General features: G+C 34.7%; 17 protein-coding genes. 15 read left to right on the top strand and 2 right to left on the bottom strand.

Annotated features, from left to right (window positions below):
* Positions 1-378: 378 nt before the first annotated feature.
* Positions 379-2,181 carry an ATP-dependent nuclease gene (locus BMY14_RS10570; RefSeq protein WP_091831563.1) on the top strand — a complete coding sequence of 601 codons (1,803 nt, stop codon included), beginning with the start codon at positions 379-381 and terminating at the stop codon, positions 2,179-2,181.
* Positions 2,181-4,070 carry an ATP-dependent helicase gene (locus BMY14_RS10575; protein ID WP_091831565.1) on the top strand — a complete coding sequence of 630 codons (1,890 nt, stop codon included), beginning with the start codon at positions 2,181-2,183 and terminating at the stop codon, positions 4,068-4,070. Before BMY14_RS10570 ends, BMY14_RS10575 begins: the two co-directional genes overlap by 1 nt.
* Positions 4,071-4,180: 110 nt before the next feature.
* Here BMY14_RS10575 and BMY14_RS10580 read toward each other — a convergent pair whose 3' ends face one another.
* Complete coding sequence (locus tag BMY14_RS10580; RefSeq protein ID WP_091831567.1) at positions 4,181-4,366, bottom strand: helix-turn-helix domain-containing protein; 186 nt, start codon at positions 4,364-4,366, stop codon at positions 4,181-4,183.
* A gap of 257 nt (positions 4,367-4,623) precedes the next feature.
* Here BMY14_RS10580 and BMY14_RS10585 point away from each other — a divergent pair, with 257 nt between their 5' ends.
* The 7 genes from BMY14_RS10585 to BMY14_RS10610 all read left to right on the top strand — a co-directional run bounded on the left by BMY14_RS10585 (position 4,624) and on the right by BMY14_RS10610 (position 12,382).
* A complete protein-coding gene (locus BMY14_RS10585; protein WP_091831569.1) occupies positions 4,624-6,411 on the top strand; it encodes a DUF262 domain-containing protein in 1,788 nt (595 codons plus the stop codon).
* Positions 6,412-6,727: 316 nt separating this feature from the next.
* Positions 6,728-8,263 carry a caspase family protein gene (locus tag BMY14_RS10590; protein ID WP_091831571.1) on the top strand — a complete coding sequence of 512 codons (1,536 nt, stop codon included), beginning with the start codon at positions 6,728-6,730 and terminating at the stop codon, positions 8,261-8,263.
* 438 nt (positions 8,264-8,701) lie between these two features.
* Complete coding sequence (radC, locus tag BMY14_RS10595) at positions 8,702-9,328, top strand: RadC family protein (RefSeq protein WP_091831573.1); 627 nt, start codon at positions 8,702-8,704, stop codon at positions 9,326-9,328.
* Between the two features lie 85 nt (positions 9,329-9,413).
* Complete coding sequence (locus tag BMY14_RS10600; RefSeq protein WP_091831575.1) at positions 9,414-10,529, top strand: DUF932 domain-containing protein; 1,116 nt, start codon at positions 9,414-9,416, stop codon at positions 10,527-10,529.
* A gap of 21 nt (positions 10,530-10,550) precedes the next feature.
* Positions 10,551-10,874, top strand: coding sequence for a hypothetical protein (locus BMY14_RS20350; RefSeq protein WP_143063160.1), 324 nt, complete (start codon positions 10,551-10,553; stop codon positions 10,872-10,874).
* Entirely contained in the window at positions 10,814-11,710 is an 897-nt protein-coding gene (locus BMY14_RS10605; RefSeq protein ID WP_091831577.1) for a hypothetical protein, read from the top strand. Before BMY14_RS20350 ends, BMY14_RS10605 begins: the two co-directional genes overlap by 61 nt.
* Before the next feature lie 87 nt (positions 11,711-11,797).
* The gene (locus BMY14_RS10610; RefSeq protein ID WP_091831579.1) at positions 11,798-12,382 is read left to right on the top strand and encodes an ERF family protein; all 585 of its coding nucleotides are present in this window, start codon (positions 11,798-11,800) and stop codon (positions 12,380-12,382) included.
* A gap of 19 nt (positions 12,383-12,401) precedes the next feature.
* Here the strand turns inward: BMY14_RS10610 and BMY14_RS10615 are convergent, their stop codons facing one another.
* Positions 12,402-13,706 carry a hypothetical protein gene (locus BMY14_RS10615; RefSeq protein ID WP_091831581.1) on the bottom strand — a complete coding sequence of 435 codons (1,305 nt, stop codon included), beginning with the start codon at positions 13,704-13,706 and terminating at the stop codon, positions 12,402-12,404.
* Between the two features lie 146 nt (positions 13,707-13,852).
* Here BMY14_RS10615 and BMY14_RS10620 point away from each other — a divergent pair, with 146 nt between their 5' ends.
* From BMY14_RS10620 to BMY14_RS10645, 6 genes are all read left to right on the top strand, one after another.
* On the top strand, positions 13,853-14,461 hold the full coding sequence (locus BMY14_RS10620; RefSeq protein WP_143063161.1) for a hypothetical protein: 609 nt from the start codon (positions 13,853-13,855) through the stop codon (positions 14,459-14,461).
* A 112-nt stretch (positions 14,462-14,573) separates the two neighbouring features.
* On the top strand, positions 14,574-14,828 hold the full coding sequence (locus BMY14_RS10625) for a helix-turn-helix domain-containing protein (RefSeq protein WP_091831585.1): 255 nt from the start codon (positions 14,574-14,576) through the stop codon (positions 14,826-14,828).
* 59 nt (positions 14,829-14,887) lie between these two features.
* A complete protein-coding gene (locus tag BMY14_RS10630) occupies positions 14,888-16,516 on the top strand; it encodes a flagellin N-terminal helical domain-containing protein (protein ID WP_091831587.1) in 1,629 nt (542 codons plus the stop codon).
* Positions 16,517-16,672: 156 nt separating this feature from the next.
* Positions 16,673-16,882 carry a hypothetical protein gene (locus BMY14_RS10635; protein ID WP_091831589.1) on the top strand — a complete coding sequence of 70 codons (210 nt, stop codon included), beginning with the start codon at positions 16,673-16,675 and terminating at the stop codon, positions 16,880-16,882.
* Positions 16,883-16,999: 117 nt separating this feature from the next.
* On the top strand, positions 17,000-17,467 hold the full coding sequence (locus BMY14_RS10640; RefSeq protein ID WP_091831590.1) for a hypothetical protein: 468 nt from the start codon (positions 17,000-17,002) through the stop codon (positions 17,465-17,467).
* A 143-nt stretch (positions 17,468-17,610) separates the two neighbouring features.
* The gene (locus BMY14_RS10645; RefSeq protein ID WP_177177551.1) at positions 17,611-18,126 is read left to right on the top strand and encodes a DUF805 domain-containing protein; all 516 of its coding nucleotides are present in this window, start codon (positions 17,611-17,613) and stop codon (positions 18,124-18,126) included.
* Positions 18,127-18,165 lie beyond the last annotated feature (39 nt).

The raw sequence follows: 18,165 nt of genomic DNA on the forward strand, positions 1-18,165 counted from the left end.
TGGTTGTTCGGTTACGCGTTTTGCTTTAGGGAATGGTTGATTGAAATCTTCGATTGCCAAATACTTGCGCACCGTTTTGCGATCACAAGAAAAGGTTTTTGCAATTTGTGAAATATTGAGACCTTCCTCAAAGAACGCTTTTCTGATATAATCAATTTGGGTCATTGTGAGCATCCTCCAGTCCTCCCCCGTTAGTGTTTTGTCACCTAATAAGGGTAGGTTATTTGGTTCTTGTTCGCAATGGCTTTTTGCATTTTTGAGGAATTCTGTTTTGCATAAGTGGGGATTTTTATTTGCAACTTTGTCCTATTTCATTATGCCATAAACAGTATATGGGCGTGTTTATAATAGATATAAAAATGAGGAGAGATATTTTAAGTGGATATAATAATAAAAAACATAAAAATTAATAATTTTCGTTCCCTCAAACAAGCATCTATTGAATTCGATGAGTACACTGTTTTAGTAGGTAAAAATAATTGTGGAAAATCAAATATTATTCAAGCGGTGGGGTTGGCATTTGATTTCACTACGGTACTTAGAGAAGATATATTTACATCTCCAGATGATCCTTATGATGAAACAAAAAAAATTATAATTGATATAAGAATTCTACCAATAGATAGTAAAGGAACCGAGCAGAAAAATTTTAATGATAAATGGGCAAGAGCTTTTGGTGATAGTATAAGCATTGATAATACAACAGATAAAGAATATTTTGCATTTAGAACTGAGGTCGCTTATGATACAGATAAAGAAATATACACAAATATAAAATATAAAATAGATAATTGGGCAGATTCAGGTGAATCTAAAGTCGGAAATACCATAAAGCGTGAAACTATAGAGAGCATTGGGAATATACTAATTAATGCTCAAAGAGATATTTCATTGGATATTAGAGACAAAAAATCAATTTGGGGGAAATTAACTTCTAGGATAAAAGTATCTGATAAAGTTAAGGCCAACATTGGAACGCAGTTAAACACACTAAACAAAAGAATTATTCGTGAAAGTGAGATATTAAAATCTATAGGTGAAGAACTGAAAGTATCAACGGCAGATAAAGAAAGTAAAGTCAATATTAGTCCAATAACGAGAGATATTGAATCACTTTATCGGGGAATGAATATTTACTATACAAGTAAGGATTCGTCGCCGACTTCTGTAGAAAATTTAGGGCTAGGTGTAAGAAGTTGGGCAGTGTTTTCAACTGTAAAGGCAGAAATTTTGGCGAAAATGAGAAAGCGAGCAGGGGATGATGTTGCATATCATCCATTAATTTTAGTTGAAGAACCTGAAGCCCATGTGCATCCCCAGGCACAGCGGCAGTTGTTTTCTGATATAAGTTCTATGCAAGGGCAAAAGATAATTACTACACATTCGCCATATATACTATCTCAAATTGAACTTCATAAAATAAGATATGTCAGAAAGGCAGGAGCCTACTCAAAAATTTTCCCGTTATTAGTTGATGGTCTTGGTGCAGATGATATTCGGAAAATTAGACGAACTGTCATGAATACTCGTGGTGAGATATTATATGCAAATGCAGTTATTATGGCAGAGGGAGAAACCGAAGAACAAGCAATAACTGTATTTTTACGAGAATATTTCAGCAAAGAGCCTTTTGAATTAGGAATTAATATAATTGGCGTAGGTGGAGGTAATTATACACCTTTTATGAGGGTTTTAGAGAGGCTCGATATAAAATGGTATATTTTTAGTGATGGAGAAACACAGCCATTAAAAAATTTAATCGAATGTTTGGAGAAAATTAGCAAGACCGGTGTTAAACCCGATTTATTGGATTTTGACAATATATTTGTGCTTGAAAATGGTAACTGTTTTGAGACATATTGCCTTGAAAAAGGTTATATTAAAGAAATAACAAAGGCAATATGTAGAATTGAAAGTGACGATAATTACATGAGCACTTATATTAACAAGAACAATACCAATAAGGAAAAAGGTGGGAAAAAAATAAGAAATTATACTGGTGATGCTGATGGAGGCTATTGTAGAGCTACAAAAGATTGTATAATGTCCGCTAAAACTAAATACCCAACCGCTATTGCAGAAGAAATATGTAGCAGTAAGCCAAAAACAAGACGAATACCACCAAAACTCAAAGAGTTATTTATTAAAATAGAACAAGATTTGAAAGATGGTGAAAAGTAATGGCAATAAATTTGTCTAATACACAGAAGGCAGTTGTAGATTATCTGGGGGATAATTTACTCGTAATTGCGGGTGCAGGAAGTGGGAAAACGAGAGTCCTTACTGAACGAATAAAAAGATTGATTTTAATATTAAAGAAAGGTGAGAAAGTACTAGCAATCACCTTTAGTAATAAAGCGGCTGAAGAATTAAAAGGAAGACTTGTGGAAACATTAGGGGAACAAAAATTAAATGAATGTACGTATATCGGTACAATACATAAATTTTGTTTAGATATTGTCACCTCACGGAGTAGTGCTATTGGTCTACCGGATGAGCTTCATATTTGTGATTCATATAATGATCGATTGCAAATATTTAAAGAAGCTATTGAGAGTATTCCTCAAATTAAAGCAAAGTATATAGGAACTGATACAAAAGAAAATCAAAAAAAAATCAAAAAGCTTCTGGATAATTTGAGTAATGCTAAAAGAAATTTAAAGTTTGCTGGAGATTATGCTAATAAGCCATTAATTCAAAAATTATTTGAAGAATATGACAATATGCTTATACAACAAGGGGTAATTGATTTTGATGATATTCTACGATATTCTTATCAAATTTTAACTGAGAGGGAAAGCGTGGCTCGACTTTATAGAAAAATTTATAAATACATTTGTATCGATGAAGCCCAAGACTTGAACAAAGCGCAGTACGAAATCATAAAAGCTCTTGCAGGGAATGAAATAGGAGTAACTATGGTTGGCGACCCTAATCAATCGATCTATGGATTTAATGGTTCCACAAGTGATTATATTGAAAGGCTTTTCTTAGATGATTTTAAGGCCGAAAAAATTGAACTTAATGAAAATTATCGTTCCTCAAAAAAAATTATAGAAGCCGCAAAAAAAATAGAAAGTTCATTTGAAGTATATGGAGTTTGCAAGTATGAAGGTGAATTTGAAATATTTAATTTTGACGATGAAAAAAAAGAGGCAGAGTTTATAGTTGAAAAAATTAAACGGTTAATAAAAAATGGACACCCTGATGTTGAAAACAATGATATAACTCTTGAGCAGTGTGCAATAATTGCACGGAACAGATATATATTTAAATATATAGAGGAACTGTTAAAGGCTAATAAGATGGAGTATACGTTAAAAGCATCTGCAAAAGGCTCTTTTTCAAGTGAATCGGACTTTGTAAAAGCGTTTGAATTAGGTATAAGATTATTAGTTAATAGTAAAGATAAAATACATTTAGTGGAACTATCTAAATTAGTTAGTAGTAAGAAAAAATATAAGACATTTGAAGAACTTAAGCAGGATAAAGATTTATCTGAGCAGTGGGTGCTGTTATTAAATATCTTACGGAGTGCATGGGCTATACTGTTGGAAAATGACAATGAAATAAAATTTCATATAGCAATAAAAAAACTTAAAAATTATATGAACAACAGTCAATTAAATCTAGATGACCATGAATTAATATTAATTAGTGAAGACTTAAAAGCATGGGAAGAACATTGGAATTGCTATGTCAAAAATTCATCTGCTGGTGAAAGATCATTGGCGAATTTTGTACGAACGGTTTCGTTAGGTAGTACAAATATATCTGAGGATAAAGGAATTGTTTTAACCACCGTCCATATGTCCAAAGGATTGCAGTATGATGTCGTTTTTATAATGGGATTAAATGAGGGCGTTTTTCCGGATTATAGAGCTGTATATGCCGATGACAATTCCAAAGATAACAAACAACTTATTGAAGAACGTCATAATATGTTTGTAGCTATAACACGATCTAAAAGACTCTGTTATTTAACCTATCCTTTGTTAAAGAATACCAATTGGGGCGTGAAGGTTCAAAAACCTTCGAGATACATTCTTGAATTATCTGGAATAAAATAGAATTTCTAAGAAATCTAATTTATTATGGTGAGAGAAACAACGTATCGGATTGAAATGACTGAAGAAAAAATGACAAAATAAGGGCTTGGCAAATCGCCAAGCCTTTATTTTTAAGCTAAATTACTTTGAGTTTTTATATATTCAATAACCCCTTGTTTAGGGATTTTCCAGATTCGGTTAGACCGGAAACATTTTAGTTCACCGGATGCTAATAATTTGTAAGCCGCGTTTTTGCCGATGAAAAGCATTTCACAAAGCTCTTCTACCGTTACTAGATCGTTATATTGTTCAAACATGATTTTTAAACCTCCATTTTTGTTATATTACTTAAATGTTTATTGAAAAAAGTATGATATTTATAATTTAGCACCAGCATAAAAATGCTTTAAAGTAACGTTGAAGGTGTAGGCTGTTTAGAAAATACTTTGCTGTATGGCGTAGCGATTGATACAGTGTTGTCCAGGAAACAGTATAAAAAAATCCTTATTCTGGGACAAGTATGTGGTAAAATGGAAGAAAGATTAAGTAATTAGATACGAAAAGAGGGAATGTAATGGCAAGTTCTTTCCATTCAAACGACAAAAGTATATCCGAGGTACTAATGTCAATTTCAAAAGCTGATGTACAACTGCCGGATTTTCAGCGTGGTTGGGTTTGGGATGATTATCGTATAAAGGCACTTATTGCGAGTATATCTAATTCATATCCAGTAGGAGCAGTAATGTTTCTCGAATATGGTGGTGATAATATAAGATTTAAGTATCGCCAATTTACAGGAGTTGATTTTGTCGCTAAACCAGACAAGCTTGTGCTTGATGGACAACAGCGTTTAACGTCTATTTTTTGCGCTATGTTTAGCAAAAAAGTAGTTAAAACTATAACGGAAAAGAAAGCTGATATTAAAAGGTTTTACTACCTGGATATAAAAAATTGCCTAAACCCACAAATTGACAGAGTTGATGCAATTCTATCCATACCAGAGGACCGAAAGTTGAAGTCGGACTTTGGTCGGAAAATTGATTTAGACTTATCGACTCGTGAAAAAGAATTTGAGCATCATATGTTCCCCCTTAATATTGTATATGACCTGATGGCTTGCAATACGTGGCAAAATGAATATCAAAAGTCTCATAAATATAATCCAGATATTTTAGAAAGATATGCACGTTTCACTGTGGATGTCTTAGTTTTAATACAATCTTATAAATTACCAATTATTACCTTGGATAAAGCAATTCCAAAGGAAGCAGTATGCCAGGTTTTTGAGAATGTAAATACTGGAGGTATAGAACTTACAGTCTTTGAACTTGTTACAGCTACATTTGCAGCAGATGATTTCGAACTTAGAAAAGATTGGGAAAAAAGAAAAGAAGCTCTTAATAAACAATCTGTTTTGTCAAATGTAACGGCGACAGATTTTTTAACATCAATGACTTTGCTTACTGGCTATAGTCGTCATAAAAATAGAGGAGCCGCAGTAAGTTGCAAGAAAAAGGATGTGCTTAACTTAACTTTAGAAGAATACAAAAATAATGCTGATCAATTAGCGGATGGTTTTTTACAGGCAGCAAAATTTTTACAGGAGCAACGCATATTTTCTGAGCGTGATTTGCCATACAGTACACAGCTAATTCCAATGGCCGCAACATTTACACTATTAGGGAGCAAAGTGCATGATAGTACAGTAAAACGTAAAATAGCTCGTTGGTATTGGTGTGGTGTTTTTGGTGAGATGTATGGCGGAGCTAATGAAACGAGGTATGCTCTTGACGTTACTGGACTCATTTCATGGATTACAGAAAACGGACAAGACCCTGACACAATAAGCAGATCCTATTTTAATCCAACACGCCTAATATCACTACAAACTAGACTGAGCGCCGCATATAAAGGGGTAATGGCTCTGCTACTAAAAGCAGGTTGTTCTGATTTTATTAGTGGGAGTGCCATGGATTTTACAACTTTTCTAGATGAAAATACAGATATTCATCATGTGTTTCCACGTGCTTATTGCGAAAAAAAAGGCTATAAGAGAGAAAAATGGAACTCTATTGTAAATAAGACTCCTCTATTTGCAAGAACTAATCGTATATTGGGAGGTAATGCTCCAAGTGAGTATCTGAATAAAATTGAAAATGACAGCAAAGTAATTGCAGCAGATTTAGATAAATTTATAACGAGCCATAAGATTGATACAGCAATTATTCGTATTGACGATTTCGATGGATTTTTTGTAAACAGAGCAAAGAAGCTATTAGACCTTATTAGTATTGCGATGGGCAAAACGATATCTAATAGAGATAGTGAAGAGACTATTGCAGCATTTGGCGACAAATTATAATACGAAGTAAATGAGTAGGATTTTTAGACCAACTAGTGTAGTATTTACCTTGAATTTAAATATATAGGATGCTCATAATTAAGTCATAATCATGTATATTATTTCAGCAAAATCTAATACACCCAATATGAATAAACGTTAAGAATCGGTTTGTCAATTTTTCATAATGAGTAGCGATTCTTTGAAATTGCTTAAGTGTCTGAAAAAAGCATTCTACGGGTGTATCTACGATTTTGTTTGATGTCATTAATCTCATAAATGTTTTTTTTAGAGCCAAATTCTAACTTTTTATAGTGAATTTATAGGGAGGCTTTATATGAATACGTTAAGAGCCTTGATTGTCGGTGTAAGTAATTATGATAGAATCCATCAAATAAATTTACCATTTTGTATTAATGATATTAGTGCTATGCGTGAAGCGTTAGTGTCTGGATTGAATTTTAATAAATTAAATATTATTACATGTGGTGAAAATGGAATTGTTACTGAAATTGAGTTTCTGACAGCGTTAAAACAAATGACTTCAATCGCTGATTCTAATGATACATTGGTTTTTTATTTTTCTGGACATGGTGGTACATCACAGTCAAGTCATCATTTGCTATTGAGTGATTCGTATATCAATACACAAGTTATAATAGAATATTTAGAGAAAATCCCTGCCAAAAATAAAATTATATTTATTGATAGCTGTATGTCAGGAGATTTTAATGTCAGCCAGACTGCTTCGTATAACATTAATGAAGCAATTAAGGATTTTCTAGGTCGAGGCTATGCAGTTTTTGCTTCAAGTAGAGATAACCAATACTCATATGGACACCCCGAGAAGCCATTAAGTCTGTTCACAAGTTTTTTGTGTGAAGTTTTGCAAGATGTTTATTTAATCCAAAAAGGGAAAAAGTCACTAGATGATATTAAAAAGCTACTATTTGTGTATCTTGATGTTTGGAATAAGCGTAATCCGGAGAGACAACAGCAGCCGATTTATAGAGCAAATATGGGTGGAACGATATTTTTTGATGTTCAGGAGTATCATCCTTTTCATGTTGCGCAAATTTATGAAGAAACCGATAATTATGTTATTTATTCTGTTAAGCCATTGCATCATGGTTTAGCGAAAAGATATGCAGTTAAAGTAATTTTAAAACGGCCATTCTCATTTGAAGAAATTTCTGTGATAAATCACGAGATAGTGAAAAAAGCTAAGACCTTTGATATATATGAGAATGAAATAACGGAAAAACATTGGAGAGGAAAAGATGCTAATCTTGTATTTTGTTATTATGGGCGTGATGAGTCTGATATAGTAAATGGTAATTATCTTTGTGATACCACATGGGTTGACGATGCTCAAGATAAAGCGTGGTGGTACAGAGTAGAGGGTAGCTCTTCCATCATTAACAATGTTTATGTTCATTTTCATTCATATTATGAGTCTTTAAAAATTTTCAATACAAATAATTGTGGTACTAAAGATAATTTGATTAATGAGTCTAAGATAATATTGGTGCAATTAGTTACATTAGCTGAACAAGTTATAGCATTGTATAATGAATTTTTAAATAAATCTAAAGATGAAAAAATGCTTGTTAATGAATTGGACAATATTATTCCAGTTATTGAAAGGCTTTTTTTGGAAGAAACAAATCTTTCAATACCACCAATTGAACTGCATGAATGGAGTCAGCGTTGTTCATATTTAGCTGGGACAATCTATGATCTTACATTATTTTATAATAAGAAAAATTTAGAGAGCAGAACTTATGAGAATAGAATGCAGTGTATGAATTTGAAAATAAGAAGCTATTATGAGGATTTAGAAGAACTTAAAAAGGTTGAAGAAAATATATAGAAGTTTTCGTCAAATCACTGTTAAATTTTCACTGGATTTTTAAATAATAATCAGGCTAACAGATGTAAAAGGCTGCTGATCTATACTATGGAAACGTCTAAAAAAGAAAAAATTATAAAAAATATTAAGAGGTGTAAGTTTTAGCGGTAGTTAACAGAGGTTTTTTGTTTACTTAATAAAAAAATATTTAAAGTGCATTTAGTTTGAATATCACAATTGCACCTTTTTATATTGAATTAAAAAGGTGCAGGCTGCGTTATATAAAATGAAAAGAGCTATTCCATAAAAAGTAAAAGAAACATTTTACAGTTATATATTATAACTATGAATACTTGTGGTTCTTACGGATGCGGCGTAAAGCCCTTGCAAAGGATCATAAAAACATAGAAGAGCATCGACTTTGTGTCGGTGCTTTTTCATTTTAAGGAGGAGAATAAAATGGACGATGTCAAAAAAGAAGTACCCCTGCAATATCTTTCGGAAGAAGAGCTGCTGCGTGAATTTATTTCACCACAAGCAGCCAGACAGCTGATCTGTGAATACAATAGTTTATACAATATCATGACGCACTTATCGCTGAAACAGTTGGCAGTTGCAAAAGGGATGGGGGAAAGTAAAGTCAGAAAGCTTGCTTGTGTGAGAGAGTTCATGAAGCGCATCCAGCAAGCAAGAAAGGCACAAATTACAAGAATTACGGCTCCGGCTGATGTAGCTGGCTACTTTGCGGATATGGAGGATTTACAGCAGGAAGAGTTCAGAGTCCTGTTTTTGGATACGAAGAATCAAATTATGGGACAAAAAATTATTTTTATCGGAACCGTCAACGCAGCTCTTGTATCTGCACGCGAGATTTTTCATGCCGCCATTCAAAATATGGCAACCAATATCATTTTGGTCCATAACCATCCCTCAGGAGATCCTTTTCCCAGCCGGGAAGATAAACAAACAACGCTCCGATTGGTGCAATCGGGAAAATTGTTACATATTTTAATTTTAGATCATGTGATTCTTGGGAAAAATACGTATTACAGCATGAAAGAAAAAGGCTATATGGAAGATATCTAAGACCGATAGGCATTGCTGCTTATCGGTCTTTTTATTTGGTTACACATTATTTATATAGATTAAAAAAATGAAAAGAGGAATTCATATGAAACAAGGCAGAACGATCATGGAACTCGCGAAGGAATTAGAACGTCAAAGAGCTGTACGCAAAGATTATATTGCCGATACCCGCAGCTTGGAATTTATGACACAAAAGGGAATCAGCACATTATCATTAGGGATTAACGACGGTCTCGAACAGTTTGCGGTCAATGAACTCGCCCATCAGCAAATTGCCAGCCGCTTGCAGATCCCACAGCGATATTACCATAAAATGCGGGAAGAATACCCAAGTTTACTCGATGAAAACATCAACAGTTGGTTTGATAAAAATAGTGATCGCAGGATGATTCGTACTTTAGACGGCAGTGTTCGGGCTTTTTTATCGGATCGTTACCGGCGACTGGATAATTTAGAGCTTGCCGATGCCGTATTACCCATTATCAAAGAGATGCGGGGTGCTGAAATCTTATCCAGTCAAGTTACTGAAACCCATATGTATATCAAAGTCATCAATAAAAAAATGAAAGCAGAAGTGGGTGTAGGAGATATTGTGCAGGCGGGTCTTGTTATATCAAACAGCGAAGTGGGGCTGGGAAGTCTCAAAGTAGAACCGCTTTTATATCGGCTGGTTTGTAAAAATGGTCTGATTGTCAAAGACTATACCCAAAAACGCTACCATGTAGGCAAACAGATTGAAACCGATGATACCGCTTACGAAATTTACTCCGATGAAACCTTACAGGCGGATGATAAAGCTTTTTTTATGAAAGTGCAGGATACAGTTCGAACCGCTGTCGATGAAGCAAAATTTCAGCTGTCGGTAGAAAAATTGATGCAGACGAAACAGGAAACAACAGGGAATGATCCGGTCAAAACCGTCGAACTCTTAGCGGATCAGTATATCTTAAATCAAAACGAACGAGGCAGTATTTTGCGTCACTTCATTATGGCAGGTGATAATTCTAAATACGGTTTGATCAATGCGGTAACAAGGGGCAGTCAGGATGTAGAAAGTTATGGAAGGGCAACCGAATTAGAGCGGTTAGGTGGAGAACTTTTAGCTATGCCACCGATTCGGCGCAATCTCCTAACAAGTCATGCTACCGGTGCAGAAGTAGCCATGAAAAATATAACCAATGTCATTTCGATGGCAAGATAGGAACAGAAAGGTGTGGATATTATGTGGATCGTCGATTGTTTAGAAAATAAAACCGTTCAAGCCGAAATTCGTCTAAAGAATCAGATCCTTGGCATTAATTTGCAAATGGACTTTGGGAAAACGATCAGTCTTACACTTAGCTATATACAAGCTAAAGTTTTAGCAGAAAACATCCTTGCGGCCGCGCAGCAAATGCAGATTACACTGGATGTAAAAGAAGATGCAGTATATGGATCAATTGAAATTACCCATAAAACACAGGGAAATGAAGGAGGAGAAACCCAATGCCAGCAAAATATTTTATCTGCCCTAGTGGAAAAACTGTCACAATCGAAACCTGCTTAAAAGCTTGCAGTCAAAGATGTATGTTCCTACCGACGCTGCGGGCCATTGCCAAAGCATCTGATCGGGGCTTGAGTGAACCTTCTGTTACAGAATTAATTGGCGGCACTAGAGAAGCCTATTTAAAGAAAATTACCGCCTATGCAGTAAAACCGCAAGATGCGGTCTATGCGATTCATGGCAGTGCTGTTCATACAATCAACGAAGGCTATACAGAAGGTAATATGCTCAGTGAAATTCGCTTGAAAGATGAAATTACCTCTGGTAAGTTTGATTTATATGGGCAGATTATCGATCACGATGAAGGGGTCCTGGGCGATATTAAAGTTACCAGTTCCTATAAAATCATGAAAGCTCTTGGACACTATAAGATTGATGTGCCAACGGGAGAATTCTTTAAAACCGGAGTCCGAAAAGGTCAGCCGAAATCCAAAAAACAATGGTGTTATAATGGCGTGAAAATGGTTATGGAATGGGCCCTGCAATTAAACTATTATCGAATTCTTCTTGAAAAACAAGGCTTTCCCGTGAATAAAATGGTGATTCAAGCCATGTGCCGAGATAACAACCTCCGGGTTGCCAGTGAACGTGGTATTGATCAGTCCATTTATTTAATCCCGATCCAAAAAATAAGCAATCGCTGGATTAAGCGTTATTTTAAAACCAAAGCCCGTGCACTTCAGCAGGCTTTAAACCAGAAAAAACTACCTTCAATCTGTAAACCAAGAGAACGCTGGAACGGTAGAAAGTGCAAGGATTATTGCATTGTCGCCATGCAGTGCCCTTATGGAGCGAAAATACAGATACAAAGTGGAAAATTTCTACCGGAAGTTGGCTGATCATGAAGCAATTTATAAAAACAGATATAAATACAAGAAAACCCGCTGCGAAAAAAGCAGTGGGTTTCTTTTATAGGAGGAACTATCATGCAAAAAATAGCAAAAAAACTGGTACAAGTCATGCAAGAATGCAGTTATATTCAAAAAACAGGAACCAATGATTTCCACCATTACCGCTATGCAACCTCAGCAGATGTACTGGAAAAAATTAATATGGCGCTAGTGAAACAAAAACTTTGCTCGGTGGTACTGCCTGAGATTTTACAACAGGCAGATGTAACGACAGCTAAAGGCAATATTGAGCACATGGCTACAGTGAAAATTGATATTATGCTGATCGATGCGGAAAGTGGTGAATCGGTATCTTTTTCAGGGATTGGTACAGGGCAGGACAGTGGTGATAAAGCCGTTATGAAAGCCCAGACTGCCGCTATAAAATATGCCTATCTTCTTAGCATGGCAATTAGCACTGGCGATGATCCGGAAGCAGATACCAAAACGGATCAAATGACAAGCATACCAGTTAAAGACAAACAACAAATACAAAGTGTTCAAACAATTTGCTGTGAATGTGGTATAAAATTGACAACCGGAGTACGTAATGTTTCGCTTAATAAATATGGTCGTCCTTTATGTATGAAATGTCAGAAAAAATTGCAAGGGGTAGCATGAAATGTAAACAAATGTAACTTTACGCTTCTATTTGAATATTAATATCTAATAAAGTATCAATTAATTGATTTCCAATTATAAACAGAGCTTTTTCTGTTTGTTGATTTATCTCTATTTCGATAAGTGTGGTAATTACGGAATAGAGAAGAGGCAGGTCGGTAGTTGGAATGTATTTGGCGGGCAAGGCCAGATCATCTAGAATTTTATAAACAAGGTGCTGTTTTTTATCTAAATTGGTAGGCGTTATATCTATGTATTGCTCAATCATTGCTGGGTGAGCAGCTAGGTATTGATTTATCGTTTGTTTAACCTGTTTTGTATATGACTTTTTATAGCTGAAAAAGTCAGTGAATTCTTCATCGGTGCAGCCATAGCTAGGCATATTTTCAAAGCAATCGATATTGCTTTGTGTAATTCTTATAGTTAGTGGTACAGACAGAGTGACTTTTTCATCATACTCGTAATTACTATAATACCATTCACAAAGATTCGTTGATTCGGAAAAAATATAATGAGATAACTCAACGTCAACTGCTGAATTTTGGCTGAAATAATGGCATAAGTCCAAGAAAAAATTTACTAGATCAATAATATTATTAAAGTTTTTGCCGTTATCGGCTGCAATTTGATAAGATTTGTATGACCAAAGTTTATCCCATTCAAAATGAAAATTTTCTGTTTTGCAAAAACGAGCTTTATGTTTGCTGATAACTTGATAAATAAATATCGGTGCAATGTGCAATAATTCTTCATTGTTGGCCATCAGAGAACATATTAGTGCAATATTATCCATAATGATTTCGGAATCATTATTTCTAGCAATGGCGAAATACTTAGTGAAAGTTTGGAATACAAAATAAATGTCCGCTTCAGTACCTGATTTTTGTAGTGGAATGTTCGTTAAACTGCACTGGTTTTTCAGTTTGCTGAAGGTGCTTTTGTAGGTAGCTTTTCTAGAAAATTCATCGAAACATTTTTTCAAGTCTTTTTTTAGGGTAAGGTAACAACCTATATCCTGTTCACTTGTACGATTAGTACGTTCTATGTCAAATATTAAACCTTTATCATATAGAATAGCCGTATAAAGTAAAAATAGGTCTTGTGGAGAAAGATTTTGCATAATTTGAGAAAGCTTTTGAGGGAATTTAGACTTGTTATTGAGCGGCAAGCTGTAGGTAGCGCAAAGATCTTTAAGCTGAGCAATAAAATGCGTCATATTTTTCTTTGCCTGTATAAAAGTAAGATTTGCCTGCTGTAACTTGACTTCTAAAGTTTCGGTAGTATCAATTAATTGATTTAAAAGATCATATTCATCAAAATCCATTCGTTTCACCTCTAAGTAACTATTGTAACAAAGAATTGAAAAAAGATATATCCGTTTTGTTTCCGAAAAATAAAGATAGAATTCGGAAATGAAACGGGTTTTTTCGTAATGCCAATATTGTTATTCTGTAATCAATGAAATGAGCTTTGAAGGGCGGTGGAACGATGAAGTGCTCATACAATATTGAACAGGCATTGCGCTTATTTAAGAAAGAAAAGGGTAAGAAAAAAGCCTTTTTATTTCATCAAGGTCAAATGTTTTACTTTTACGATCATGAATTCTGTGAACTTGACTATGTGAATCTATCATTATCATGTCGGCAAATATTAGTTGAATATCAAAGGCATGTCAGCTCTATAGATTCAATCTTCATCCGTATAGACGAAGAAAAAATTTTGGTTGTGAAGGACAAAGAGAGAGTTGCTTTTAATAGCAAAAGTTCAGATAATGATTCATTTAAACTAGCACTGTCGTATGGTATTTGCTATGACAAAGCGGAAAAACAGTATTTACGTGGCATAGTGTATGTGAATGCCAAAATTAATTCACAAATTTTCAGTGCTTATTTTACTGAAGCAGATATTGCTGCATTATTTGAACAACTGATTTTTTATAGGAAAGTAACTACGCCCACTGGACTATGTAAAAATAATTTTACGATTGGGGATTTTGCAAAAAAAATCAATCGTAAAAGCATTAAAGGTTTATCAAAACTGTATTTGCAAGGTAAAAATGTAACTACTTTTGAATGTTAAAAGATATTTTGCTAATATTGGCACTATTTATGTTAATAATCATACCTTTTTTGACAACACGCATTATGGCATCTGTGAAATAATAGGTAATAGGCAAATGGAGATGAATTGTATGCTTGCTTTTAAATATAAACAAATTGGCAGAAAAATAGCTTATTATCGTCGGATGAAAAATTTAACTCAAGGTGATTTAGCAAGGAAAATTAATATTAGTACAAGTTATCTCAGTAAGATTGAGTGTGGAAGCTATCCCAAGAGTGTATCTTTATCGGTGCTAATAGCCATAGCGCAAGGGTTGGACATGGAATTATATCTATTATTCAAATTTGATGAAGAAGCTATAGTCGCGGATGATCTTAGTCGGTGAATATGGTGTTTGTTATGATCAATATAACTATTTAATGCAGAAGAAAAGAAGGTGCAGCTTTGCCAAAAATAGCATCTGCCATGCCTCTTGAATTATTAAATCAGGTTGGATTTAATAAGAAAAAACGCGATAAATTCATGAAAAACGTTGCAAGTGGTATGAAAATTCAGGATGCATCCGATGATGCGTCTGGGTATCAAATCTCAGAACGGATGCGTGTGCAATTACGCAGTTTAGAACAAGCCACAAGGAATACGCAAAATGGAAGTTCCTTATTGAAGGTAGCCTCAGGTGGTATTCAAACGGTTGTTGAGAATTTAAAGACCATGAAAGAACTCGCTTTGCGATCTAGCAACGGAATCTATACAGATAGTGACCGCTTGGCGATGGAAAAAGAATTTAAAAGCTGTCAGGATTCCATTGATACCACTGCGGAAACAACGACCTTTAATTCAAAATTATTACTCGACGGAACCTATCGAAATCAAGATTTGCGAGCCGTTGACGCTGTTGTTGCACCTAAAATCATCAAAGGCAGTATCGGTGCAGCGAATGCGGGAGAATATACCATTTCGCAAGATGGTATTTATGAAGTTGATGCTGGTTTTACGGGAACTATAAAAATTGATGCCACCAATGTTCAACTTAAAGGGTCGACGAGTTCAAACCTAGCTAATATAAATATCGAATGCGAACAAGAAGGGATGAATTTATCCCTCAGCAATGTCTTTATTACCAATGACAGTAGCCATAAAAACAACATTTTAAAATTTACTGGTATCGGCAATTCGTTAACAATTTCAGGAACCTGTGGATTTCAATATAATGCTTTAAGTAATAATGCATCATTAAATATTGGACAGGAACTTGAAATTACCAATCATGGCAGTCTGACCGTAAAAAATCTGGGGCTTGGTTTTGGTGCGGCGATTGGAACGAACAGCAATCAAACAGCAAAACGTCTTACCATAGTTGGCGGTACGCTAAATGCAGGATCGTATTCAAGTGGAGCTGCTATTGGAGCAGGCAGCGGTGGTGGGGTTGATACCATTAACTTGCTGAATGTGAAAATCGATGAAGTTGCCACCAATGGAGCCAGTGCTGCCATTGGTTGTGGTGTCGGTACGTCTAAATTTAGCAATATTACCCTTAGCGGATGCAGTGGTAAAGTTGATACGCTTGTCTTTAAGGGGGACTTTGGACAAAATGAAGCGGGTACTGGATTTCTCGGAAGAACATCCGTTTTTGATAGTTCCGTTCTCTTTAACAGTAAAATGATGGACACTACAATCTTGAATCCATTAAAACTTCAAACAGGAGTCCGTGCAGATGGTCAAATGTCTACCTATATGAATCAACTGGATTGTGATTCATTAGGTGTTGATGTTTTAAGCGTGACGACGGATCAAAAAGCTAAAATTGCCATGAAACGTCTGGATAGTTCGCTCGACTATGCACTGCATGAAAGTACACGCATTGGTGCTTATATCGATCGGCTAGACTATACCGAAGCCAACAATACAACGGAATATGAAAATGTAACCAATTCTGAAAGCACCATTCGTGATGCCGATATGGCAAAAGAAATGGTGTCGTATACCAAATACCAAGTTTTATCACAGGCATCACAAACGATGCTCGCACAGGCGAATCAACAACGAAGCAGCATTTTAACACTGCTTCAATAAGAACATAGACACTGGAGTTTGATCCTTAGAAAAAGGAAATAAATTTAACTTGCTATAGATTTATATGGAATTTATAGCAAGAATGTCGTATTTTACGCAAAGGCAGTTTTACAAAATGTAGTATTGCCTTGTTTTAGTAAGAAGGAGTACATGAAAATGGAACTTATTTTATTTGGAGTATATGTATTTTTCGGAGCTATGGCAAATTCATTTTTAAAGCATAACCTTTTACATATTCAAACAGCTTATGTATTTAGTATGAGCAATTTTATTACAGAAAAAATTATTCTGGCTTGTCTGTTAGGTTGGATTACGATTCCAGTTGCAATGATAATGCGAATTTTTGGTGTAGGGAAATCTGTTTGATACTTAAGACATATGTAAATATGATCCATTTAGGAAAAGGCAGTGGTAGTAAAAATGCGGGATAAAGCAACAGGCGATTTAAGATAAATAACGTGAAAACGAAAGAAGGAAAATAGTATGAAAAAGTTTGAATTTATTACGCAAAAACAATCATTAGGTTTTGGTGCTAGCTATGGTATTAAGGCAGCGGAGATTACGGTAGATTTAGAACAAGCAATTATACATATTTCACAATATGAGCGTATATTGTTCTTTCGCAAATACGCAAAAACCGAGCGAGATATTTTAATTTCCGATATGAAAGAAATTACAGTGCAAAAGAAAATAAAAAAAGGAACTATTGTTATGATCCTTTTAGGTTTGGTTGGATTTTTTGCTTTTGGAAAACTAAGCTTCATGTTATGCTTTGCTGCACTTTTTGGTCTTTATCATAAAAAGGTATGGATTTCTACAACAACGGAAAAAGTTCAGCTAAATATAACGGCATCATCTAATGAACTAAGTGAGTTAGTTGGCACATTACAAGGAATTAATCCACAAATCAGTATGGCTATGCCCGGGCAAAATGGATATGTTCAATTTTAATCAAATATTATAAAGACGGTATAGTTTTAATGGGAATAAAAACAGTTATATGCGGTTGCACATTTGACAAAATATGCAGTGAATTTATAGCGGAATTTGTTATACAAAATAAATTTAATTCAAAATTGAGAGGAGTACAAATCATGCAAAAAAATTATTGTTCTACTTGTGGCACACAACTTATGGAGGAAAATGGACTTTGCTCAAAATGCGATGCGAAGGTAGAAGTTAATAGGTATTTAGAAGAGAATGAAGTTGAAATGAAACAGCTAGCTGTAAATGAAAAAAGGTTGCCCGCCATTTCCAATCAGGAAGGAATAAAAAGCAAGTTTTTTACATCGAAAGGAAGGTTAAATCGGAAGGTTTATTTTCTACGGGTTATAGTTCTTACGGTTTTTGGTCTTATATTTTCTCTTTTAGCAAGTGTGCTTGATACGGTGGCAGCGATTTTTGTATTTATTGTAACCGTGGTTCCTTTTCTGATTTCTAGTGTGATGTTACAGATACGGAGATGTCATGATTTAAATAAATCTGGTTGGTTCATCTTATTGTTTTATATACCGATCGTAGGAATTATAGTGGGACTATATGTGTTGTTTGCAGCAGGTACGAAGGGCGATAATACATATGGAGCTGATCCGTTAAACCAGGAAATCTAAGAAGTTTTTTGATAGATACAAAATAGAAGTATTTTTCTT

Source organism: Propionispira arboris, from assembly GCF_900109225.1.
GTDB classification, from domain to species: domain Bacteria; phylum Bacillota; class Negativicutes; order Selenomonadales; family Selenomonadaceae; genus Propionispira; species Propionispira arboris.

What these genes read in the sequence shown, in the direction of transcription:
- BMY14_RS10615 (WP_091831581.1), bottom strand. Translation starts at nt 13,706, where the DNA reads ATGGATTTTGATGAATATGATCTTTTAAATCAATTAATTGATACTACC.
- BMY14_RS10585 (WP_091831569.1), top strand. Translation starts at nt 4,624, where the DNA reads ATGGCAAGTTCTTTCCATTCAAACGACAAAAGTATATCCGAGGTACTA.
- BMY14_RS10610 (WP_091831579.1), top strand. Translation starts at nt 11,798, where the DNA reads ATGCAAAAAATAGCAAAAAAACTGGTACAAGTCATGCAAGAATGCAGT.
- BMY14_RS10640 (WP_091831590.1), top strand. Translation starts at nt 17,000, where the DNA reads ATGAAAAAGTTTGAATTTATTACGCAAAAACAATCATTAGGTTTTGGT.
- radC (WP_091831573.1), top strand. Translation starts at nt 8,702, where the DNA reads ATGGACGATGTCAAAAAAGAAGTACCCCTGCAATATCTTTCGGAAGAA.
- BMY14_RS10580 (WP_091831567.1), bottom strand. Translation starts at nt 4,366, where the DNA reads ATGTTTGAACAATATAACGATCTAGTAACGGTAGAAGAGCTTTGTGAA.
- BMY14_RS10645 (WP_177177551.1), top strand. Translation starts at nt 17,611, where the DNA reads ATGCAAAAAAATTATTGTTCTACTTGTGGCACACAACTTATGGAGGAA.
- BMY14_RS20350 (WP_143063160.1), top strand. Translation starts at nt 10,551, where the DNA reads ATGTGGATCGTCGATTGTTTAGAAAATAAAACCGTTCAAGCCGAAATT.
- BMY14_RS10590 (WP_091831571.1), top strand. Translation starts at nt 6,728, where the DNA reads ATGAATACGTTAAGAGCCTTGATTGTCGGTGTAAGTAATTATGATAGA.
- BMY14_RS10575 (WP_091831565.1), top strand. Translation starts at nt 2,181, where the DNA reads ATGGCAATAAATTTGTCTAATACACAGAAGGCAGTTGTAGATTATCTG.
- BMY14_RS10605 (WP_091831577.1), top strand. Translation starts at nt 10,814, where the DNA reads ATGCCAGCAAAATATTTTATCTGCCCTAGTGGAAAAACTGTCACAATC.
- BMY14_RS10625 (WP_091831585.1), top strand. Translation starts at nt 14,574, where the DNA reads ATGCTTGCTTTTAAATATAAACAAATTGGCAGAAAAATAGCTTATTAT.
- BMY14_RS10600 (WP_091831575.1), top strand. Translation starts at nt 9,414, where the DNA reads ATGAAACAAGGCAGAACGATCATGGAACTCGCGAAGGAATTAGAACGT.
- BMY14_RS10635 (WP_091831589.1), top strand. Translation starts at nt 16,673, where the DNA reads ATGGAACTTATTTTATTTGGAGTATATGTATTTTTCGGAGCTATGGCA.